The sequence below is a fragment of the Pseudomonas sp. BN415 genome (assembly GCF_029871195.1).
In the GTDB taxonomy this organism is placed as follows: domain Bacteria; phylum Pseudomonadota; class Gammaproteobacteria; order Pseudomonadales; family Pseudomonadaceae; genus Metapseudomonas; species Metapseudomonas resinovorans.
On record NZ_SSOK01000004.1, the window covers coordinates 79,067 to 99,767 of the forward strand.

General features: G+C 62.5%; 20 protein-coding genes. 6 read left to right on the plus strand and 14 right to left on the minus strand.

The window, feature by feature from the left end; all coding sequences use genetic code 11:
* Positions 1-49 precede the first annotated feature (49 nt).
* Genes E8F20_RS00570 through E8F20_RS00580 form a run of 3 tightly spaced genes read right to left on the minus strand, consistent with a single transcriptional unit; the run spans position 50 to position 2,436 of the window.
* Positions 50-844, minus strand: a complete 795-nt coding sequence (locus E8F20_RS00570; RefSeq protein WP_280281963.1) for a thymidylate synthase — start codon at positions 842-844, stop codon at positions 50-52.
* The gene (gene lgt / locus E8F20_RS00575) at positions 844-1,644 is read right to left on the minus strand and encodes a prolipoprotein diacylglyceryl transferase (RefSeq protein WP_280281964.1); all 801 of its coding nucleotides are present in this window, start codon (positions 1,642-1,644) and stop codon (positions 844-846) included. Before lgt ends, E8F20_RS00570 begins: the two co-directional genes overlap by 1 nt.
* Before the next feature lie 9 nt (positions 1,645-1,653).
* Positions 1,654-2,436: a sulfite exporter TauE/SafE family protein gene (locus E8F20_RS00580; RefSeq protein ID WP_280281965.1), complete on the minus strand. Its 783-nt coding sequence runs from the start codon at positions 2,434-2,436 to the stop codon at positions 1,654-1,656.
* Between the two features lie 170 nt (positions 2,437-2,606).
* On the opposite strand from E8F20_RS00580, the gene E8F20_RS00585 reads away from it, so the two are divergent.
* The gene (locus E8F20_RS00585; protein WP_280281966.1) at positions 2,607-3,359 is read left to right on the plus strand and encodes an NRDE family protein; all 753 of its coding nucleotides are present in this window, start codon (positions 2,607-2,609) and stop codon (positions 3,357-3,359) included.
* A gap of 120 nt (positions 3,360-3,479) precedes the next feature.
* Here E8F20_RS00585 and E8F20_RS00590 read toward each other — a convergent pair whose 3' ends face one another.
* The 8 genes from E8F20_RS00590 to E8F20_RS00625 all read right to left on the minus strand — a co-directional run bounded on the left by E8F20_RS00590 (position 3,480) and on the right by E8F20_RS00625 (position 12,707).
* Positions 3,480-4,364: an ABC transporter permease subunit gene (locus E8F20_RS00590; protein ID WP_137822323.1), complete on the minus strand. Its 885-nt coding sequence runs from the start codon at positions 4,362-4,364 to the stop codon at positions 3,480-3,482.
* On the minus strand, positions 4,361-5,242 hold the full coding sequence (locus E8F20_RS00595; RefSeq protein WP_280282026.1) for an ABC transporter permease subunit: 882 nt from the start codon (positions 5,240-5,242) through the stop codon (positions 4,361-4,363). The genes E8F20_RS00590 and E8F20_RS00595 overlap by 4 nt, the downstream gene beginning before the upstream one ends.
* A 23-nt stretch (positions 5,243-5,265) precedes the next feature.
* Positions 5,266-6,408, minus strand: a complete 1,143-nt coding sequence (gene potA, locus E8F20_RS00600; RefSeq protein ID WP_028629084.1) for a polyamine ABC transporter ATP-binding protein — start codon at positions 6,406-6,408, stop codon at positions 5,266-5,268.
* Between the two features lie 140 nt (positions 6,409-6,548).
* Complete coding sequence (locus E8F20_RS00605; RefSeq protein WP_280282027.1) at positions 6,549-7,622, minus strand: polyamine ABC transporter substrate-binding protein; 1,074 nt, start codon at positions 7,620-7,622, stop codon at positions 6,549-6,551.
* A 145-nt stretch (positions 7,623-7,767) separates the two neighbouring features.
* Entirely contained in the window at positions 7,768-8,868 is a 1,101-nt protein-coding gene (locus tag E8F20_RS00610; protein ID WP_280281967.1) for a polyamine ABC transporter substrate-binding protein, read from the minus strand.
* Positions 8,869-9,025: 157 nt separating this feature from the next.
* On the minus strand, positions 9,026-10,393 hold the full coding sequence (locus E8F20_RS00615; RefSeq protein ID WP_280281968.1) for an aspartate aminotransferase family protein: 1,368 nt from the start codon (positions 10,391-10,393) through the stop codon (positions 9,026-9,028).
* A 62-nt stretch (positions 10,394-10,455) separates the two neighbouring features.
* The gene (locus E8F20_RS00620; protein ID WP_028629088.1) at positions 10,456-11,814 is read right to left on the minus strand and encodes a glutamine synthetase family protein; all 1,359 of its coding nucleotides are present in this window, start codon (positions 11,812-11,814) and stop codon (positions 10,456-10,458) included.
* A gap of 140 nt (positions 11,815-11,954) precedes the next feature.
* A complete protein-coding gene (locus E8F20_RS00625) occupies positions 11,955-12,707 on the minus strand; it encodes a gamma-glutamyl-gamma-aminobutyrate hydrolase family protein (RefSeq protein WP_280281969.1) in 753 nt (250 codons plus the stop codon).
* Positions 12,708-12,985: 278 nt separating this feature from the next.
* Here E8F20_RS00625 and E8F20_RS00630 point away from each other — a divergent pair, with 278 nt between their 5' ends.
* The 5 genes from E8F20_RS00630 (at position 12,986) to aguA (ending at position 18,655) form a co-directional block, all read left to right on the plus strand.
* Entirely contained in the window at positions 12,986-14,371 is a 1,386-nt protein-coding gene (locus tag E8F20_RS00630) for a glutamine synthetase family protein (RefSeq protein WP_280281970.1), read from the plus strand.
* Between the two features lie 153 nt (positions 14,372-14,524).
* Positions 14,525-15,583, plus strand: a complete 1,059-nt coding sequence (locus E8F20_RS00635) for a polyamine ABC transporter substrate-binding protein (protein WP_280281971.1) — start codon at positions 14,525-14,527, stop codon at positions 15,581-15,583.
* A 160-nt stretch (positions 15,584-15,743) separates the two neighbouring features.
* Complete coding sequence (locus tag E8F20_RS00640) at positions 15,744-16,388, plus strand: TetR/AcrR family transcriptional regulator (protein WP_280281972.1); 645 nt, start codon at positions 15,744-15,746, stop codon at positions 16,386-16,388.
* Positions 16,389-16,584: 196 nt separating this feature from the next.
* Positions 16,585-17,463 carry an N-carbamoylputrescine amidase gene (aguB, locus tag E8F20_RS00645; protein ID WP_280281973.1) on the plus strand — a complete coding sequence of 293 codons (879 nt, stop codon included), beginning with the start codon at positions 16,585-16,587 and terminating at the stop codon, positions 17,461-17,463.
* Between the two features lie 85 nt (positions 17,464-17,548).
* Complete coding sequence (aguA, locus tag E8F20_RS00650) at positions 17,549-18,655, plus strand: agmatine deiminase (RefSeq protein ID WP_280281974.1); 1,107 nt, start codon at positions 17,549-17,551, stop codon at positions 18,653-18,655.
* A 200-nt stretch (positions 18,656-18,855) separates the two neighbouring features.
* On the opposite strand, the gene E8F20_RS00655 is transcribed toward aguA, so the two are convergent.
* The 3 genes from E8F20_RS00655 to ssuC are packed head-to-tail and all read right to left on the minus strand — an operon-like array spanning position 18,856 to position 20,700.
* A complete protein-coding gene (locus E8F20_RS00655) occupies positions 18,856-19,071 on the minus strand; it encodes a molybdopterin-binding protein (RefSeq protein WP_003455791.1) in 216 nt (71 codons plus the stop codon).
* Positions 19,072-19,108: 37 nt separating this feature from the next.
* Positions 19,109-19,918: an aliphatic sulfonates ABC transporter ATP-binding protein gene (gene ssuB, locus E8F20_RS00660; protein WP_280281975.1), complete on the minus strand. Its 810-nt coding sequence runs from the start codon at positions 19,916-19,918 to the stop codon at positions 19,109-19,111.
* Positions 19,915-20,700, minus strand: a complete 786-nt coding sequence (gene ssuC, locus E8F20_RS00665; protein ID WP_280281976.1) for an aliphatic sulfonate ABC transporter permease SsuC — start codon at positions 20,698-20,700, stop codon at positions 19,915-19,917. Before ssuC ends, ssuB begins: the two co-directional genes overlap by 4 nt.
* Position 20,701: the final 1 nt, after the last annotated feature.

A 20,701-nucleotide genomic window follows, 5' to 3' on the forward strand; every position in this document is an offset into this window, starting at 1 on the left:
AGACTCCTGGCTGGATATGGCCGGGGCAAGGAGCACCCGGCACAGCGGATCAGACGGCGACCGGCGCCTTGATGTGCGGGTGCGACTGGTAGCCCACCAACTCGAAATCCTCGAACGTGAAGGCGAACAGGTCCTTCACGGCCGGGTTGAGCTTCATCGTCGGCAGCGGCAGCGGCTCGCGGGTGAGCTGCAAGTCGGTCTGCTCGATGTGGTTGGCGTACAGGTGGCAGTCGCCACCGGTCCAGATGAACTCGCCGGGCTCCAGGTCGCACACCTGGGCCACCATCAGGGTCAGCAGCGCATAGCTGGCGATGTTGAACGGCACGCCAAGGAAGATGTCGGCCGAGCGCTGGTACAGCTGGCAGCTCAACTTGCCGTCGGCCACGTAGAACTGGAACAGCGCATGGCAGGGCGGCAGGGCCATCTCGTCCACCAGTGCCGGGTTCCAGGCAGAAACGATCAGCCGGCGCGAGTCCGGGTTTTTCCTGATCATTTCAACGACCTTGGCGATCTGGTCGATGGACTCTCCGTTAGGCGCCGGCCAGGAGCGCCACTGGTAGCCATAGACCGGTCCCAGATTGCCCTCTTCGTCGGCCCATTCATCCCAGATGGAAACGCCGTTGTCCTTCAGGTACTTGATGTTGGTGTCGCCCTGAAGGAACCACAGCAACTCATGGATGATGGATTTGAGGTGGCACTTCTTGGTGGTCACCATAGGGAAACCATCGGCCAGATCGAAGCGCATCTGGTGGCCGAACACGCTGTAGGTGCCAGTGCCGGTGCGGTCGCTCTTGAAGGTGCCGGTCTCACGCACGCGGCGCATCAGGTCAAGATACTGTTTCATCAGACGACTCCTTGGGCGGCCTGGCGGCGGTGGGCCCAGACGATCATGGCAATGCCGCCGATGATCATGGGCAGGCAGAGGATCTGGCCCATGGTCAGCCAGCCAAAGGCCAGGTAACCGAGCTGGGCATCAGGCACGCGAACGAACTCCACCGCGAAACGGAAAATGCCGTAGAACAGCGCGAACATGCCGGAAACCGCCATGGTCGGCCGGGGTTTGCGCGAGTAGAACCAGAGGATGGCGAACAGCGCCACGCCTTCCAAGGCGAACTGGTAGAGCTGCGACGGATGGCGCGGCAACTGCGCCGGATCGGTAGGGAAGATCATCGCCCAGGGCAGGTCGGTGGCTTTGCCCCACAGCTCGGCGTTGATGAAATTGCCAATACGGCCGGCACCCAGGCCGATGGGCACCAGGGGCGCGATGAAATCCATCAGCTGGAAGAAGCTCTTGTTGTTGCGCTTGCCGAACCAGAGGGTCGCCAGCATCACACCGATCAGGCCGCCGTGGAACGACATGCCGCCCTTCCAGACTTCAAGAATCAGCAGCGGGTTGGCGATGTAGGCGGACAGGTCGTAGAACAGCACGTAGCCGAGGCGCCCACCGGCGATCACACCCAGGGCGACCCAGAACACCAGGTCGGAGAGCTTCTCCTTGGTCCAGGCGGGGTCGAAGGCCTTCAGCCGGCGCGAAGCCAGCCACCAGGCGCCACCGATGCCGATGAGGTACATCAGGCCATACCAGTGGATTTTCAGTGGACCGATAGCCAGGGCCACCGGGTCGATCTGGGGATAAGCCAGCATCACAGCTCCTTAGATCAGGAAGTTCAGGCCCACTGCCAGCAGCAGCAGGGCGAACAGGCGCTTCAGCAGGCGCGGCGACAGCCGATGGGCCAGACGCGCGCCGAAACGGGCGAAAAACATGCTGGTGACGGCAATGCCCACCAGCGCCGGAAGGTAGACGAAACCCAGGCTGTAAGGCGGCAGATTGGCGTTGTTCCAACCCAGCGCGATGAACGACAGCGCGCTCGCCGCAGCGATCGGCAGACCGCAGGCCGCGGAAGTGGCCACTGCCTGCTGGATGGGTACGCTGCGCCAGGTCAGGAAGGGGACGGTCAGCGACCCTCCACCTATGCCGAAGATGGCCGACGCCCATCCGATCACCAGGCCTGCCAGGGTCAACCCCGGCTTGCCTGGGACCTCGCGGCTGGCCTTGGGTTTCAGGTCAAGGCCCATCTGCATCGCTACAAGTATGGCGAAGATACCAATGATCTTCTGCAACATCGGCCCCTGGATGCCAGCTGCCGTCAGGGAGCCCAAGCCGGCGCCGAGCAGGATGCCGACTGCCATCCAGGCGAAGACCGCCCAACGCACCGCACCCTTGCGGTGATGCTCGCGCACCGAGTTGACCGAAGTGAAGATGATGGTGGCCAGTGAAGTGCCCACGGCCAGATGAGTGAGGATGCCCGGATCGAAGCCGTGAGCGGTGAAACTGAACACCAGCACCGGCACGATGATCATGCCGCCACCGACGCCGAACAGCCCGGCCAGCACCCCGGCACAGGCGCCAAGCACCAGGTAGAGCAGGAATTCCATGGACACCCCCGAAAACAAAGCGGCATGTTAACGGAAGGCCGTTTCACGCTCCACCTGGGGCGATGGATACCCGTCGAATGCTGCCGATAACACCCATGGAAAAGCGCGTTCAGCCGATGTAGCTTTCATACCGGCTGCTACACTCCGGCTCACAAGAAGGAGATGACTCCATGTGCCTGATCGTATTCGCATGGCGCCCCGGACACGAAGTCCCGCTGGTGCTCGCGGCAAACCGCGATGAATTCTACGCACGTCCCACCCTTCCCATGGCGAGATGGGAAGACGCGCCCGGCGTGATTGCCGGCCGCGACCTGGAAGCCGGAGGGACCTGGCTCGGCGCCGGACCCAAAGGCCGTTTCGCCGCACTCACCAACATCCGCGACGCGCGCACGCCCCCGGTTGGCCGAACCCGTGGCGAGCTCTGCGTGCAGTACCTGCGTGGCAGCATGGGGCCGGGAGAGTTCCTCGAAGACGCCTTGCGCCGCGCCAACGACTACGCGGGCTTCAACCTGGTGATCGGGGACGACCGCGAACTCTGGTTCCTCAATCCACGCAGTGGTGGACCGATCAACCTCAAGGCCGGTGTCTATGGTGTTTCCAACGCAGACCTGGACACCCCTTGGCCGAAGGTCGAGCGCGGCAAGGCGGCCATCGCCGAATGCCTGGCGCCGCCTTCCACCGATGCCCTGCTGAACCTGCTGCACGACCCGGAGGTGGCGCCGGATCACATCCTGCCGGACACCGGCGTGGGCCTGAACACCGAGCGCATGCTTTCCAGCGTGTTCATCGCCACCCGCACCTACGGCACCCGCGCCAGCTCGGCCCTGATCGTCCGCGCCGACGGCAGCCGCGAACTGGTGGAACGCAGCTACGGTCCCTATGGCGCCAAGCTGGGGGATGTGAAGGTGGAACTGCAGGACTAGCCCCGGTACCCCACGGGCGCCATTTCAATCGCGAAGGCATTCGCTCACAAGAAATGACGCCTTGATTCCTGGAAAAACAAAGGCCACCCGAAGGTGGCCTTTGTGTTTTGCAGCGCTGGATCAGGCAGTCTGGGTAGACGCCGGTTTCCAGTTGGAGGACGAAGCTTCCTCGGCCATGGTTTCCATCGCCTGCTGGATCGCGCGCTTGCGACGCTCCTCGGCCTGACGGGTGAAGAACCAGGCGAAGAAGGTGAACAGCGAGACGGTCAGCAGGATCAGGCTGGCCACCGCGTTGATCTCCGGCTTCACGCCCAGACGCACGGCGGAGAAGACCTCCATCGGCAAGGTGGTGGAGCCAGGACCGGAGACGAAGCTCGCCAGCACCAGGTCGTCCAGGGACAGGGCGAAGGACATCATGCCGCCCGCCGCCAGGGAGGGTGCGATCATCGGGATGGTGATCAGGATGAACACCTTCCACGGCCGCGCCCCCAGGTCCATGGCGGCTTCCTCGATGGAGAGGTCCAGCTCACGCAGGCGCGCCGACACCACGATGGCCACATAGGCCGAGCAGAAGGTGGTGTGAGCGATCCAGATGGTGACGATGCCGCGCTCCTGGGGCCAGCCGATCAGTTGCGCCATGGCCACGAAGAGCAGCAGCAGCGACAGACCGGTGATCACCTCAGGCATGACCAGCGGTGCCGTGACCATGCCGCCGAACAGGGTACGGCCACGGAAACGCGGGATACGGGTCAGCACGAAGGCAGCCAGGGTCCCCAGGGCCACGGCGGCGACTGCGGTGTAGAGGGCGATCTCCAGGGAACGACCCACCGAGTTCATCAGTTGGGTATTGTCCAGGAGGCCCACGTACCACTTCACCGACCAGCCGCCCCAGACCGTCACCAGCTTGGAAGCGTTGAAGGAGTAGATGACCAGGATGACCATCGGCAGGTAGATGAACAGCAAACCTGCCCACAGCATCAGCGTGGAGAAACTGAAGCGCTTCATACCTTGCCCTCCAGCTCTTTCGCCTGGTTACGGTTGAAGAGAATGATAGGTACCAGCAGGATCGCCAGCATCACCACTGCCAGGGCGGATGCCACCGGCCAGTCGCGGTTGTTGAAGAACTCCTGCCACAGCACCTTGCCGATCATCAGGGTCTCGGGGCCGCCGAGCAGTTCCGGGATCACGAACTCGCCCACCACCGGGATGAACACCAGCATCGAGCCGGCAATGATGCCGTTCTTCGACAGCGGTACGGTGATCTTCCAGAAGTTGTTGAAGTTGCTCGAACCCAGGTCCGAGGCAGCCTCCAACAGGCTTTGATCATGCTTCACCAGGTTGGCGTAGAGCGGCAGCACCATGAACGGCAGGTACGAATAGACGATGCCGATGTACACCGCCAGGTTGGTGTTGAGGATCTGCAGCGGTTCGTCGATCAGTCCAATGCCCATCAGGAAGGCATTGAGCAGGCCGTTGTTGCTGAGGATGCCCATCCAGGCATAGACGCGGATCAGGATCGCAGTCCAGGTCGGCATCATGATCAGCAGCAGCAGCACGGTCTGGGCTTCCTTGCTGGCACGGGCGATGGCGTAGGCCATCGGATAGCCGATCAGCAGGCAGATCAGGGTGCTGAAGAAAGCAATCTTCAGCGAGCCCATATAGGCCGCCAGATACAGCTCGTCCTCCTGGAGCATCAGGTAGTTGCCCAGGTTGAGGATGAGCTGGATCTGGTTGTCCGCCCAGGTGTAGATCTCCGTGTACGGCGGGATCGCTACATCGGCTTCGGCGAAGCTGATCTTCAGCACGATGGCGAAGGGCAGCAGGAAGAACAGGAACAGCCAGAAGAACGGTAGCCCGATGACGAGGTGTCGGCCGGTCGGCAGCAGGTTTTTCAGTTTGGGGGTTTTCATGACCGCAGCACCACTCCGCTATCGTCTTCCCACCAGACGAATACTTCGTCATCCCAGGTCGGACGGGCGCCGCGGCGCTCGGCGTTGGCCACGAAGGACTGGACGACCGTGCCGTTCGGCAGCTTGACGTAGAACACCGAGTGACCGCCCAGGTAGGCAATGTCATGGACCCGGCCGCGCGACCAGTTGTATTCGCAGGTCGGTTGCTCGGTGGTCACCAGCAGTTTTTCCGGGCGCAGCGCATAGGTGATGCGCTTGTCCTGCACCGAGGTGGTTACACCATGGCCGACGAAGATCGGGCGCTCCAGTTGCGGGCAGGCGATCAGCGCATGGGCCTCGGCGTCTTCCACCACTTCGCCGTCGAAGAGGTTGACGTTGCCGATGAACTCGCACACCAGGCGGCTGATAGGCGTCTCGTAGATATCCACAGGACTGCCGATTTGCTCGATGCAACCCAGGTGCATGATGGCGATGCGCTGGGCCATGGTCATGGCCTCTTCCTGGTCGTGGGTCACCATCACGCAGGTCACGCCCACACGCTCGATGATCTCCACCAGCTCCAGCTGCATCTGCGAGCGCAGCTTCTTGTCCAGGGCACCCATGGGTTCGTCGAGCAGCAGCAGCTTCGGACGCTTGGCCAGCGAACGGGCCAGCGCCACGCGCTGACGCTGGCCGCCGGACAGCTGGTGCGGCTTGCGCTTGGCGTACTGGGTCATCTGCACGAGCTTGAGCATCTCGTTGACACGCTCATCGATCTCGGAGCTCGAGAGCTTGTCCTGTTTAAGTCCGAAGGCGATGTTCTGCGCAACAGTCATATGCGGAAAGAGCGCATAGGACTGGAACATCATGTTGATCGGGCGCTCATAGGGTGGCATGTCGGTGATATCCACGCCGTCAAGCATGATGCGCCCTTCGGTGGGTCGCTCGAAGCCCGCGAGCATACGCAACAGAGTTGATTTACCCGAACCGGAACCGCCGAGCAGGGCGAAGATCTCACCCTTCTTGATGTCCAGGGACACACTGTCCACGGCCACCGTCTCGTCGAACTTCTTGGTTACCCGGTCGATCTTTACCAGCACCTCTTTAGGCTGCTGGTTGCCCTCGAGGGCTTTCTTGTAGGCACCGGAGGCTATTGCCATTACCACACTCCCAGAAATTGCTGCCCGACCACCGCGGCCGGGCGCGCTTATACAGCATGGGCGTGAACCAGGCTTCCTGCCTGGCGCAGCCAGGGTTGATCCGACGGGCCCGCCACACTACGGGCACCGCCGGCCGTGCATCACTTGCCCGACTTGACCTTGGTCCAGCTGCGGGTCATCAGCCGCTGGACTTTCGGCGGCAGTTCCGCCGAAACGTAGAGCTTGTCCAGCACCGCTTGTGGCGGGTAGACGGACTCGTCGGTGCGTACTTCCTGATCCATGAACTCTCCAGCCTTGAGGTTGGGGTTCGCGTAGCCAACGTAGTCGCTGACCTTGGCGATCACCTCGGGCTTGAGCAGATAGTTAATGAAGGCGTGGGCTTCCTTGGCGTTCGCGGCATCGGCCGGGACGGCCAGCATGTCGAACCAGAGGTTGCCGCCCTCTTTCGGGATCGCGTAGGCAATCTCGATACCCTTGCCGGCTTCTTCGGCGCGAGCGGAGGCCTGGAAGATGTCACCGGAGAAACCGGCAGCGACGCAGATGTCGCCGTTGGCCAGATCGCCGATGTACTTGGAAGAGTGGAAATAGGTGACGTAGGGGCGTACCGCCATCAGCTTCTCCTCGGCCTTCTTGTAGTCGTCCGGGTTGGTGCTGTTGGGGTCCAGGCCCATGTAGTTGAGTACGGCGGGAATCATCTCATCCGCCGAGTCGAGGAAGGCCACGCCGCACTGGCTGAGCGTCTTCATGTTCTCGGGTTCGAAGATCGCCGCCCAGGAATCGATGTGATCGACGCCGAGCACAGCCTTGACCTTCTCGACGTTGTAGCCGATGCCATTGGTGCCCCAGAGATAGGGGACAGCGTACTGGTTACCCGCGTCGTTACGCTCGAGCTGCTTGAGCAGGTTGGGGTCCAGGTTCTGCCAGTTGGGCAGTTGGCTGCGGTCGAGTTTCTGGAACGCGCCCGCCTTGATCTGTTTGCCGAGGAAGTGGTTGGACGGCACGACGACGTCATAGCCGGTGCGGCCCGCCAGCAACTTACCTTCCAGGGTCTCGTTGGAATCGAATACGTCATACACCGGCTTGATGCCGGTTTCCTTCTGGAAATCCGCCAAGGTGGTCTCGCCGATGTAGTCCGACCAGTTGTAGATATGCACCGTCTGTTCCGCCTGGGCCTGTGACACCAGGGTCAAAGTGGCGGCGGCAGTGATCATCATCTTGCGGATGGGAGATTGCACAGGTTCGTCCTCTTTTTGTGTCCGGCCGGTGCCGGAAGAAGCCCAGGTTCGTCCCGCAACCGGAGCCAGTGAACTTGCGGTCCGCGCACCGGCGGGATTCCCCCGCCGGGCACGGCAGCCGTACTTACTTGCCCGACTTGATGGTGGTCCAGGCGCGGGTCATGGCGCGCTGCACCTTGGCCGGCAGGTCCGGGAAGGCGTAGAGCTTGGCCATGGTTTCCGCGCTCGGGTAAATGCCCGGGTCCTGACGGATCGCCTCGTCGACCAGCGGGGTAGCAGCGGCGTTGCCGTTGGGGAACTGCACCTCGTTGGTGATCTCGGCCATGATTTCCGGCTTCATCAGGAAGTTCATGAACGCGTAGGCGGCTTCCGTGTTCGCAGCGTCAGCGGGGATGGCGACCATGTCGAAGAAGGTACCTGCGCCCTCTTTCGGAATGTTGTAGGCCACGGTCACACCAGCCTTGGCCTCTTCGGCGCGGGACTTGGCCTGGTACACGTCACCCGAGTAACCAACTGCCACGCAGAGGTTGCCGTTGGCCAGGTCGGAGATGTACTTGGACGAGTGGAAGTAGGTCACGTGCGGACGGATCTTCAGGAACAGCGCTTCGGCTTCCTTCAGCTCCTTGGTGTCCTGGCTGACCGGGCTGTAGCCGAGGTAGTGCAGGGCGATCGGCAGGATCTCGGTCGGCGAGTCGAGGAAGGACACGCCGCAAGACTTCAGCTTCTCGATGTTTTCCGGCTTGAACAGCAGGTCCCAGGAATTGACCGGGGCGTTATCGCCCAGAACGGCCTTGACCTTGTCCGGGTTGTAACCGATGCCAATGGAGCCCCACATGTAGGGGAAGGCGTACTGGTTGCCCGGGTCGGAGACTTCGACGGTCTTCAGCAGGTTGGGGTCCAGGTTTTTCCAGTTCGGCAGCTTGGACTTGTCCAGCGGCTGATAGACCTTGGCCTTGATCTGCTTGGCCAGGAAGTTGTTGGACGGCACCACGATGTCATAACCGGACTTGCCGGCCAGGAGCTTGGCTTCGAGGGTTTCGTTGGAATCGAAGACGTCGTAGACGACCTTGATACCGGTTTCCTTGGTGAACTTCTCGACGGTATCCGCTGCAATGTAGTCCGACCAGTTGTAGACGTGCAGCACCTTGTCGTCAGCCTGGGCCATACCGGCCACGGTACCCGCCAGGGTGATGGCGAGCAGGGTCTTGCCGAAGGTTTTGATCATGCGGGTAGCTCCATTTTTGTTGAAGTGTCCGAGTGGCGTCGTACCGAATACGCCACCACTCGGTGAGCCTGGCCAACGCACCAGCGAAGTCTGGCAAGGTAGAGGGCTTGCTTACAACAGGCGGCATCTCGAAATGCCACCACCAAGCCCACTTTTCTTAACCTTTGACTTCAGCCGCGGTGAGGTCCAGGCACTTGCGTGCCTTGGTCACCAGTTCGTCGACTTCGTCTTTGCTGATCACCAGCGGCGGCGAAATAATCATTGTGTCGCCCACCGCACGCATGATCAGGCCGTTACGGAAGCAGTGCTCACGGCACAGCATCCCCACACCACCAGCGAAACGCTCACGGGTCTGCTTGTTCTTGACCAGTTCCAAGGCCGCCACCATGCCGACACCGCGCGCCTCGCCAACCAACGGGTGGTCAGCCAGCTCTTGCCAGCGTTGCTGCAAATACGGTGCCGTCTCGGCCTTGACCTTCTCGACAATCTTTTCTTCGCGCAGGATGCGGATGTTCTCCAGCGCCACAGCCGCCGCCACTGGATGTCCAGAGTAGGTGAAGCCGTGGTAGAACTCTCCACCCTCATTCAGGGTATGGACGATCTCGTCGCGGACAATCACGCCGCCCATGGGGATGTAGCCCGAGGTCAGGCCCTTGGCGATCGGCATCAGGTCAGGGGCGTTACCGTAGTACTGGCTGCCAAACCATTCGCCGGTACGGCCGAAGCCGCAAATCACTTCGTCGGCGACAAAAAGGATGTCGTATTTGGCGAGGATCTCGCGGATTTTCGGCCAGTAGGTTTCCGGGGGGACGATCACGCCGCCCGCGCCCTGGATCGGTTCGGCGATGAAGGCCGCAACCTTGTCCTCGCCAACTTCGAGAATCTTCTTCTCCAGCTGCTCGGCGGCCCAGACACCGAACTCGGCGGGCGCCATGTCACCGCCCTCGCCGAACCAGTAAGGCTGGTCGATGTGCTCGATGCCGGGAATCGGCAGGTCACCCTGACCGTGCAGGGCCTTCATCCCGCCCAGGCTGACACCGGCGACGGTGGAGCCGTGGTAGCCGTTCCAGCGACCGATGATGACTTTCTTCTGCGGCTGCCCCTTGGTCGCCCAGTAGTGGCGGACCATGCGCAGCACGGTGTCGTTGGCTTCCGAACCCGAGCCGGTGAAGAACACATGGTTCATGCCTTCCGGCGCGATCTCGGCAATCGCCTTGGAGAGTTCCACCGCCGGCGGGTGCGCGGTCTGGAAGAACAGATTGTAGAAAGGCAGCTCTCGCATCTGTCGGGTCGCCGCCTGAACCAGCTCCTCGCGGCCGTAGCCGACGTTCACACACCAGAGACCGGCCATGCCATCGAGGATCTTGTTGCCTTCGCTGTCCCAGATGTACACGCCTTCGGCCTTGGTGATGATCCTCGCACCCTTGGCATTCAGCGCCTTGTAGTCGGTGAACGGCGGCAGGTGGTGGTCACGACCGAGCGCTTGCCATTCAAGGGTCTTGGGGTTGGTCACTTGGCTATTCATTTCTCTACCTCAGTAAACACGTATCAGGAGGGCCGGCCGAGGCGGCCGGCCTCCGTTCCGGATCAGACGGAGAGCAGCAGGAACTCGCGTTCCCAGGAGCTGATCACCCGCTTGAAGTTCTCATGCTCGGCACGCTTGACCGCCACATAGGCCGTCACGAACTTGCCGCCCAGGTATTTCTCGATATCCCGGCAGGACTCCATACGCTCCAGCGCTGCCTCGAGGGTCAGCGGCAGGCGCAGGTTGCGGCGTTCATAGCCGCGGCCCTTGACCGGAGCGCTGGGGTTCACACCCTCTACCATGCCGATGTAACCGCACAGCAGGCTGGCAGCGATGGCCAGGTAGGGGTTGGCGTCGGCCCCGGCCAGGCGGTTCTCCACACGGCGGTTCTGCGGACCGGCATCCGGTACACGCAGGCCCACCGTACGGTTCTCCTCGCCCCATTCCACATTCACCGGCGCGGAGGTGTCCGGCAGGAAACGGCGGAAGGAGTTCACGTTCGGCGCGAACAGCGGCAGCACTTCGGGGATGTACTTTTGCAGACCGCCGATGTGGTTCAGGAACAGCTCGCTCATGGAACCGTCATCGTTGGAGAAGATGTTCTTCCCGGTCTTGATGTCGATCACGCTCTGGTGCAGGTGCATGGCGCTGCCCGGCTCATCGGTGATCGGCTTGGCCATGAAGGTCGCCGCCACGTTGTGCTTGAGCGCGGCCTCGCGCATGGTGCGCTTGAACACCAGGATCTGGTCAGCCAGGTCCAGGGCGTCGCCGTGGCGGAAGTTGATCTCCATCTGCGCCGGACCTTCCTCGTGGATCAATGTGTCGAGGTCCAGGTCCTGCGTCTCGCACCAGTCGTACATATCCTCGAACAGCGGGTCGAACTCGTTCGCCGCATCGATGGAGAAAGACTGGCGACCCGTTTCCGGGCGGCCCGAGCGACCCAGCGGGGCCTGCAGCGGGAAGTCCGGGTCGTCGCAACGCTTGGTCAGGTAGAACTCCATCTCCGGCGCGACGATGGGCTTCCAGCCCTTGTCGGCATAGAGCTTGAGCACGCGCTTGAGCAGGTTGCGCGGGGACAGCTCGATGGGGTTGCCCTGCTTGTCGAAGGTGTCGTGGATCACCATTGCAGTGGGCTCGATGGCCCAGGGCACCAGGTATACGGCGTTCTCGTCCGGGCGGCAGAACATATCGATGTCCGCCGGGTCGAGCAGCTCGTAATAGATGTCGTCCTCAACATAGTCGCCGGTCACGGTCTGCAGCAGTACGCTCTCGGGGAGACGCATGCCCTTCTCGTCCAGGAACTTGTTGGTCGGCGAGATCTTACCGCGAGCAATACCGGTAAGATCGCTGATCATGCATTCAACTTCGGTGATTTTGCGTTCTTTCAGCCAGCTAGTCAGCTGGTCGAGCTTGGTAGTCATAAAGACCTCAGGGTTGAGAGCTTCGCTAGGAGGCATCTACAGGTTCGTGCCGTTCACGCCCATCGAGGCACCGGCCGCGATCAGTACAGTCCGAACTGCGCGACACGGCAAATCGCTGGTTTCCTGAAGAGTTCTCCCGCTCAGCGTTGCCCCGCCTTCTCCCTGCAAGCCTCACCAAAGGCCTGGAAGATGGCGAGATAGTTCGGGTTGGTCAGCACTTGCCATTCGGGATGCCACTGCACCCCAAGGGCAAAGCTCTTGGCGCCTTCGACCGAAAAGGCCTCGACCAACCCATCGGGCGCCAGAGCCTCTACATGCAGGCCCGGCGCCAGACGTTCAACGCCCTGGCCATGAATGGAGTTGACTTGAATCTCGGACGGCAAGCCGATGCCGTCGAGAACGCCACCCGGCTGCACCCGCAGCAGGTGACGGGGAGCGTATTGCACCTCGAGCGGCTCGTCGGCCGGCTCGCGGTGGTCCATGAAACCTTCTACTTCATGTACGCGCTGGTGCAGGGTGCCGCCAAAGGCCACGTTCATTTCCTGGAAACCACGGCAAATGCCCAAAACGGGAATACCGGCGGCGATGGCCGCACGGACCAGAGGCAGAGTAGTGCGATCCCGGGCGGGATCATGACGAGTGCCGGGCTCGGAAGCGGGGCCGCTATAATGATGGGGCTCTACATTAGAAGGAGAGCCGGTAAAGAGAAGACCGTCCAGGCTGGCCAGCAGGCTCGCCTGATCCATCAGTTCAGCCAGGGCCGGGATCACTAGCGGAACACCACCAGCTCCGACCGCCACCGCACGAACATACTTGTCACCCGCTATATGATAAGTCTGAGGACCAATCTCTCTGGTGCAAGCGGAGACGCCGATCAACGGCAGGCGAGACATGAGACACCCGTTTTATTTGTCTGTTATGGGTTGCGACCGAGCTTAGCGTTGTTCATTTTTTTACACAATAGGGCTGTAAAAAATTGAACACGCCCCGCTGAGCACCGCAGCCGACAGGGCTCTGAGAGAGGTTCGGATGCCCCAGAACGCCCCAAAACTGGCCATCGAGCCCGTTTTTGGGGCAAAATAGGGCTCGCTTGACATCGACGGGTGATTCGGATTGACTCACACCTTAGATAGAGCGTGATTGATATTTTTAACAATAAAGGTGTTGCATCATGTCGGTACCCCCGCGTGCCGTTCAGCTTCAAGAAGCGAACGAGTTCCTTAAGGAGCATCCTGAGGTCCAGTTCGTCGACCTGTTGATTGCAGATATGAATGGAGTGGTACGAGGCAAGCGAATCGAACGCGCCAGCCTGACCAAAGTCTACGAGAAAGGCATCAACCTCCCCGCTTCCATCTTCGCTCTCGATATCAACGGATCCACCGTCGAAAGCACCGGCCTCGGCCTGGACATCGGCGACGCAGACCGCATCTGCTATCCCATCCCCGACACCCTCAGCGACGAACCCTGGCAGAAGCGCCCGACCGCGCAGCTGCTTATGACCATGCATGAGGTCGAAGGCGAAGGCGAACCCTTCTTCGCCGACCCACGCGAAGTCCTGCGTCGCGTGGTGGAGAAGTTCGATGAGCTCGGCCTGACCATCTGCGCCGCGTTCGAACTGGAGTTCTACCTGATCGACCAGGAGAACATCAACGGCCGCCCGCAGCCGCCGCGTTCGCCCATCTCCGGCAAGCGTCCGCAGTCCACCCAGGTGTACCTGATCGACGACCTCGACGAGTACGCCGACTGCCTGCAGGACATCCTCGAAGGCGCGAAGGTCCAGGGCATCCCGGCCGACGCGATCGTCAAGGAAAGCGCCCCGGCCCAGTTCGAAGTCAACCTGCATCACGTTGAAGACGCCCTGAAGGCCTGCGACTACGCCGTATTGCTCAAGCGTCTGATCAAGAACATCGCCTACGACCATGAAATGGATACCACCTTCATGGCCAAGCCCTACCCGGGCCAGGCGGGCAACGGCCTGCATGTGCATATCTCGCTGATCGACAAGAAGACTGGCAAGAACATCTTCGCTGCCGATGATCCCGAGCAGAACGCCGCTTTGCGCCATGCAGTCGGCGGTGTGCTCGAGACCATGCCTGCATCCATGGGCTTCCTCTGCCCGAACGTGAACTCCTATCGCCGTTTCGGCGCGCAGTTCTACGTGCCGAACGCGCCGAGCTGGGGGCTGGACAACCGTACCGTAGCCGTTCGCGTGCCCACCGGTAGCGCAGATGCCGTACGCATCGAACACCGCGTGGCCGGCGCCGACGCCAACCCCTACCTGATGATGTCGGCCATCCTGGCCGGTATTCACCATGGATTGACCAACAAGATCGAGCCGAGCACGCCTATCGAAGGCAACTCGTACGAGCAGTTGGAGCAAAGCCTGCCGAACAACCTGCGCGATGCCCTGCGCGAGCTGGACGACAGCGAAATCCTGGCCAAGTACATCAGCCCGGATTACATCGATATCTTCGTCGCCTGTAAGGAAAGCGAGCTGGAGGAGTTCGAGCACTCCATCTCCGACCTCGAGTACAACTGGTACCTGCATACCGTGTAAGCGAGTCCACAACGCCGGCCCCAGGGCCGGCGTTGTCGTATCTGGACCCTTTGCAACATCCGGCGCAACGGACACTTCCGGCCGCCTGCGCCTTGCAGCACCCGCAAGAAACCACAACAAACAGAACCTGCATGCTTTATCAGGGAGGACGTCATGCCCCGCTTGCTCGCCCCGCTGTTGCTCGCATTGCTCCCCGCACTGGCCCAGGCCGAAGACCTGATCCGTGTCTACAACTGGAACGACTACATTGCCCCGCAGGTGCTGGAAGAGTTCCAGAAAGAAACCGGCATCACGGTCGAGTACCACACCTTCAGCAGCGCCGAAGAGCTGGACAAGGCCCTGACCAGCGGCAAACCGATCGACGTGGCAGTCCCCTCGCACAACGACCTTCCGCGACTGATCAAGGAGGGCCGCCTGCAATCCCTGGACTTATCCCGACTGCCCAACCGCCAACACCTGGACAAGCAACTGCTGAGCAAGCTGGCTGCCATGGACCCGAATAACCAGCATGCCGTGCCCTACCTCTGGGGAGCCGTTGGCCTCGCGGTGAACACGCCCCTGGCGGAGAAGGCCTTCGGCGGCCCGCTGCCCCACAGCTGGAGCCTGCTGTTCGATGCCGAGCAGAGCGCTCGCCTCGGCCAGTGCGGCATCAGCTTGCTGGACGCCCCCGACGAAACCCTCGCCGTGCTGTTCAACTACCAGGGTCGCAACTTCGCCCGCAGCGCGCCGAGCCGGCTCAAGCGCAGCGCCGAGGTGCTCAATGGCCTGCGCCCGAACCTGCGCTACATCGACAGCGAGCGCTACATTGCTGATCTCAATGCCGGCAACCTCTGCGTCGCAATGGCCTGGGTCGGCGACGCCCTGAACGCCGCCGCGGCCGGCCAGCCGGTGACCTTCATGGTCCCGGACGAAGGCTCGGTGGTCTTCATCGACAATCTGGTGATCCCCACCAGTGCCAACCGCGCCGACCTCGCACACCGGTTCATCGACTTCATGCTGCGCCCGCAAATCGCGGCGAAGGTCACCACCGCAACGCTCTATCCCAATGGCAACGCCGACGCCCGTCAGTACCTGGACGAAACCCTGCGCAACCAGCCCGGCCTCTATCCGGACAAGGAGACCAAGCGTCGCCTGTTCCCGGTCGAGCCAGTGCCGGAGAAGCTCAGCGCCACCCGCGACGAGGTCTGGACGGCGTTTCGCGAAGGCCTGTAGAAGGGGCGAATTTATTCGCCCAGCAGGACGCAGTCCGCCCAGAAAAGCCCCTCTCCCGCGGCCCTCTGCCGCAAGCGGGAGAGGGGGGCCATACATCCGCTCACTTGCTCCTGAACCACCGCCTGGCGTCCAATAGCGCCTCTACGGAAAGGAGCCTCCCATGCCGCGTCCCGCCACCGCCCGCAAACCGCGCGCCAGCAGTCAGCTGCGCATCGCCGGGATTCTCGACGCCGCCCGCGCCCTGCTGGCCGAACAGGGCGTAGCCAACCTGTCGATCTACAGCGTTGCCGAGCGCGCAGAGATGCCGCCCTCCTCCGTCTACCACTTCTTCGCCAGCGTGCCGGCGATCCTCGAAGCACTGACTGCCGACATCCACGCCGCCTTTCGCGCCTGCCTACAGCAACCCATCGAGCACGACGGCCTGCGCCACTGGCACGACCTCTCGCGGCTGGTAGAAGAGCGCATGCTGTCGATCTATGCCGCCGACGCCGCCGCGCGTCAGCTGATACTCGCCCAGCACGGCCTCACCGAAGTCACCCAGGCCGACCGCCAGCACGACATCGAGCTGGGCCGACTGATGCACGCCCTCTTCGCGCGCCACTTCGAGTTGCCGGTGCTGCCAGAAGACGTCGACGTCTTCGCCCTGGCCATGGAGCTGGGCGACCGCGTCTACGCCCGCTCGGTGCAGCTGCACGGCGCAATCACCCCGCGCCTGGCCGAGGAAGGCATGCGCGTGTTCGATGCCTACCTTGGCCTGTACCTGCCGCCCTACCTGCCCAAGCGCGCGGCTGAGCGGGACGACTGAATCCGCGCAAAACCGATATTTATCCGCAAATAAATCGAAAAACAGTCTTCGATAGATAAATCTCGCTTTAAAAGCAGATTTTTATCGGCTATAAAGTCGCCATCCGCACGGCGGCACACTCCGCCAGCACGGAAAAACCACCGTTTGCCGATAGATATCCGGCAACCGGCCCTGATTCGTACTGACGAGGTGTTCCATGTCCCGCATCGTTACCGTCGCCGCCACCCAGATGGCCTGCACCTGGAATCGCGCCGCGAATATCGCCAACGCCGAGAAACTGGTTCGCCAGGCCGCCGCCAAGGGCGCCCAGATCATCCTGATCCAGGAACTCTTCGAGACCCCCTACTTCTGCCAGAAGCCGAACCCGGACTACCTGCAGCTGGCGACGCCGACCGAGACCAACGAAGCCATCGCGCACTTCCAGAATGTCGCCAAGGAACTGCAGGTCGTGCTGCCCATCAGCTACTTCGAGCAGGCTGGCCGCGCGCGCTTCAACAGCATCGCCATCATCGATGCCGACGGCTCCAACCTCGGCGTCTACCGCAAGAGCCACATCCCGGACGGCCCCGGCTACCACGAGAAGTACTACTTCAACCCGGGCGACACCGGTTTCAAGGTCTGGAACACCCGCTACGCCAAGATCGGCGTGGGCATCTGCTGGGACCAGTGGTTCCCGGAGGCCGCGCGCAGCATGGCCCTGCTGGGTGCCGAGATCCTCTTCTACCCGACCGCCATCGGCAGCGAGCCGCACGACGCCAACATCACCTCCCGTGACCACTGGCAGCGCGTGCAGCAGGGCCATGCCGGCGCCAACCTGATGCCGCTGGTGGCGTCCAACCGCATCGGCAAGGAAGAGCAGGACGGCTACGACATCACCTTCTACGGCTCCTCCTTCATCGCTGACCAGTTCGGCGCCAAGGTCGAGGAACTGAACGAGACCGAAGAAGGCATCCTGGTGCACAGCTTCGACCTCGACAAACTGGAGCATGTGCGCAGCGCCTGGGGTGTGTTCCGCGACCGCCGCCCGAACCTATACTCCCCGATCAAGACCCTGGACGGCTCCCTCGAGTCGTAATGCCCGAATCCAGGGGCCAGCCCGATGGCGATGCACTGTTCGCCAGCGGGTTGGCCCCTGCTCCATTTCAGACGGTGAATTGTTGATGAACACACTGAGCAGCCTCCCCCGCGATGACGGTTTCCGCATGCCGGCCGAATGGGAACCCCATACCCGCACCTGGATGGTCTGGCCGGAACGCCCCGACAACTGGCGCCTCGGCGGCAAGCCCGCGCAAGCGGCCTTCACCGCCGTGGCCAAGGCCATCGCCCGCTTCGAGCCGGTGACCGTCTGCGTCTCCGCCACCCAGTACGAGAATGCCCGCGCACGCCTCGACGAACCGAACATCCGCGTGGTGGAAATCAGCACCGACGACGCTTGGGTCCGCGATACCGGCCCGACCTTCGTGGTCAACGACAACGGCGACGTACGCGGCGTGGACTGGACCTTCAACGCCTGGGGCGGATTCGATGGTGGCCTCTACTTCCCCTGGAACCGCGATGACCAAGTGGCCCGCAAAGTCCTCGAAATCGAAGGCTGCAAGCGCTACCGCACCGACGGCTTCGTGCTCGAAGGCGGCTCCATCCATGTGGATGGCGAAGGCACCCTGATCACCACCGAAGAGTGCCTGCTGAACAAGAACCGCAACCCGCACCTGACCCGCGACCTGATCGAAGCCGTGCTGCGCGAGCAGCTGTCGGTCGAGACTGTGATCTGGCTGCCGGACGGCCTGTACAACGACGAGACCGACGGCCATGTGGATAACTTCTGCTGCTACGTGCGCCCGGGCGAAGTCCTGCTGGCCTGGACCGATGACCCGCACGACCCGAACTTCCCGCGCTGCCAGGCGGCCATGAAGGTTCTGGAGCACGCCCGCGACGCCAAGGGCCGCCAGCTGGTGGTGCACAAGATGCCGATCCCCGGCCCGATCTACGCCACCGAGGAAGAATGCGCCGGTGTGGACCTGGTGGAAGGCACTCAGGAACGCGATCCGTCGATCCGCCTGGCTGGCTCCTACGTGAACTTTCTGATCGTCAACGGCGGCATCATTGCGCCGAAGTTCGACGACGCGAAGGACGCCACGGCCGAAGCCATCCTCAAGCGCATCTTCCCGCAGCACGAAGTGGTGATGGTGCCCGGCCGCGAGATTCTCCTCGGCGGCGGCAACATCCACTGCATTACCCAGCAGCAGCCGGCGCCGCAGAAGCGCTGAGTGAAAGCCGGATAAAACGAACCCCCGCATTACGGGGGTTTGTTTTTGGAGCGGCACGAAACTGCAGGGAGCCTTGCTCTTGTGGGGGCGAATTCATTCGCTGAGGACCGCGCAGCGGTCCCCGACCTTGCAGGGCAGTCCTGCGGACTGCTTAGCGAATGAATTCGCCCCCACAGGGGAAGCGAAGCGGTCCTCACTCATCACAGCTTCGCGATCGACACCTCGGTGGATTTCACGAAGGCAATCACCTCGGAACCGATGCCCAGTTCCAGCTCGCGCACGGAGCGGGTGGTGATGACGGAGGTCACGATGCCGGCGGCGGTCTGCACGTCGATCTCGGAAAGTACCGGGCCCTCGATGATTTCTTTGATGGTGCCCTTGAACTGGTTACGGACGTTGATGGCTTTGATGGTCATGACAGTTGTTCCTTTGCTCGGGGTATTGGGGTTTGGGTCAAAGCGCCCAACGCAACTGCGTGGGCAAGGGGGAAACAGGTTCGGGCTCCGGTGGGGCCGGCGGCATCGCCAGCACCCGATCCAGCACTTCGGCTTCCAGCGCAGCGAGGCGGGCCGAGCCACGGGCTCGCGGACGCTGCAGCTCAACCGGTAGATCCAGTCCGATTGCACCGTCCTCGATCAGGATCACCCGGTCGGCTACGGCCACCGCCTCGTTCACGTCATGGGTCACCAGCAGGACAGTGAAACCGTGCTGCTGCCAGAGGCGCTCGATCAACTGCTGCATCTCGATGCGGGTCAGCGCATCCAGCGCCCCCAGCGGTTCGTCCAGCAGCAACAGGCGTGGTTGGTGGATCAGGGCGCGGGCCAAGGCCACGCGCTGCTTCTGGCCACCGGAGAGCGCCGCCGGCCACTCATGCGCACGGTCGGCCAAGCCTACCGCTTCAAGCGCTTCCAGGGCGCGCGGGCGCCAGTTGCCGGAGAGGCCCAGGCCGACGTTGTCGATCACCCGTTTCCAGGGCAACAGGCGCGCATCCTGGAACATCAGGCGAGTGTCCTCGCGGGCGTCTTCCAGCGGCGCCGAGCCGGCCAGCAGCTCGCCACGGGAGGGCTTGTCCAACCCGGCCAACAGGCGCAGCAGGGTGCTCTTGCCGCACCCGCTGCGACCGACCACCGCAACGAACTGGCCGGCAGGAATCAGCAGGTCGATGCCCTTGAGCACTTCACGCTCGCCAAAGGCCTTGCCGATTCCGCGCAGCGCCAGCGGTATGCCGCGCTTGAGGCGTTGAGGAACCTGGGCAGCGGTCATGCGGCACCTCCCTTGGCCTGGTAAGCCGGGTGCCAGCGCAACCAGACGCGCTCCAGGCCCCGAGCGGCGACGTCGGCCAGCTTGCCGAGCACCGCGTAGAGCAGGATTGCCAGAACCACCACATCGGTCTGCAGGAACTCGCGGGCGTTCATCGCCAGATAGCCGATGCCGGAGCTGGCGGAAATCGTCTCGGCGACGATCAGCGTCAGCCACATGAAGCCAAGGGCGAAACGCACGCCCACCAGAATCGAGGGCAGCGCGCCGGGCAGGATCACCTGGCTGAACAGTGCGAAGCCGGACAAACCATAGCTGCGCGCCATTTCAACCAGCGCCGGGTCGACGTTGCGGATGCCGTGGTAGGTGTTGAGGTAAATGGGGAACAGGGTGCCGAGGGCGACCAGGAAAATCTTCGCCGATTCATCGATGCCGAACCACAGGATCACCAGTGGAATCAGCGCCAGGTGCGGCACGTTGCGGATCATCTGCACCGAGCTGTCCAGCAGGCGCTCGCCCCACTTCGACAGGCCGGTAATGAAGCCCAGCAACAGGCCGAGGCCGCCGCCAATGGAGAAACCGATACCCGCACGCCAGCCGCTGATGGCCAGATGGGTCCAGATCTCGCCGCTGGACAGCAGGTCCCAGCCCGCCGCCAGCACCGCGCTTGGCGCTGGCAGGATGCGGGTGGAGAGCAGGCCGGTTGCCACTGCACCCTGCCAGATCGCCAGCAGCGCCACGGGCAAGGCCCAGGGCGCCAGGCGCAGGAGTATGGAGTTGAATTTCATC

Excerpts from the sequence above, each read along its gene's own strand:
- E8F20_RS00580 (WP_280281965.1), bottom strand. The coding sequence starts at position 2,436 with ATGGAATTCCTGCTCTACCTGGTGCTTGGCGCCTGTGCCGGGGTGCTG.
- E8F20_RS00615 (WP_280281968.1), bottom strand. The coding sequence starts at position 10,393 with ATGAATAGCCAAGTGACCAACCCCAAGACCCTTGAATGGCAAGCGCTC.
- E8F20_RS00630 (WP_280281970.1), top strand. The coding sequence starts at position 12,986 with ATGTCGGTACCCCCGCGTGCCGTTCAGCTTCAAGAAGCGAACGAGTTC.
- E8F20_RS00590 (WP_137822323.1), bottom strand. The coding sequence starts at position 4,364 with ATGAAGCGCTTCAGTTTCTCCACGCTGATGCTGTGGGCAGGTTTGCTG.
- E8F20_RS00610 (WP_280281967.1), bottom strand. The coding sequence starts at position 8,868 with ATGATCAAAACCTTCGGCAAGACCCTGCTCGCCATCACCCTGGCGGGT.
- lgt (WP_280281964.1), bottom strand. The coding sequence starts at position 1,644 with ATGCTGGCTTATCCCCAGATCGACCCGGTGGCCCTGGCTATCGGTCCA.
- ssuB (WP_280281975.1), bottom strand. The coding sequence starts at position 19,918 with ATGACCGCTGCCCAGGTTCCTCAACGCCTCAAGCGCGGCATACCGCTG.
- E8F20_RS00585 (WP_280281966.1), top strand. The coding sequence starts at position 2,607 with ATGTGCCTGATCGTATTCGCATGGCGCCCCGGACACGAAGTCCCGCTG.
- E8F20_RS00655 (WP_003455791.1), bottom strand. The coding sequence starts at position 19,071 with ATGACCATCAAAGCCATCAACGTCCGTAACCAGTTCAAGGGCACCATC.
- E8F20_RS00605 (WP_280282027.1), bottom strand. The coding sequence starts at position 7,622 with ATGATGATCACTGCCGCCGCCACTTTGACCCTGGTGTCACAGGCCCAG.
- aguA (WP_280281974.1), top strand. The coding sequence starts at position 17,549 with ATGAACACACTGAGCAGCCTCCCCCGCGATGACGGTTTCCGCATGCCG.
- aguB (WP_280281973.1), top strand. The coding sequence starts at position 16,585 with ATGTCCCGCATCGTTACCGTCGCCGCCACCCAGATGGCCTGCACCTGG.
- E8F20_RS00635 (WP_280281971.1), top strand. The coding sequence starts at position 14,525 with ATGCCCCGCTTGCTCGCCCCGCTGTTGCTCGCATTGCTCCCCGCACTG.
- E8F20_RS00570 (WP_280281963.1), bottom strand. The coding sequence starts at position 844 with ATGAAACAGTATCTTGACCTGATGCGCCGCGTGCGTGAGACCGGCACC.
- E8F20_RS00620 (WP_028629088.1), bottom strand. The coding sequence starts at position 11,814 with ATGACTACCAAGCTCGACCAGCTGACTAGCTGGCTGAAAGAACGCAAA.
- E8F20_RS00625 (WP_280281969.1), bottom strand. The coding sequence starts at position 12,707 with ATGTCTCGCCTGCCGTTGATCGGCGTCTCCGCTTGCACCAGAGAGATT.
- potA (WP_028629084.1), bottom strand. The coding sequence starts at position 6,408 with ATGGCAATAGCCTCCGGTGCCTACAAGAAAGCCCTCGAGGGCAACCAG.
- E8F20_RS00640 (WP_280281972.1), top strand. The coding sequence starts at position 15,744 with ATGCCGCGTCCCGCCACCGCCCGCAAACCGCGCGCCAGCAGTCAGCTG.
- ssuC (WP_280281976.1), bottom strand. The coding sequence starts at position 20,700 with ATGAAATTCAACTCCATACTCCTGCGCCTGGCGCCCTGGGCCTTGCCC.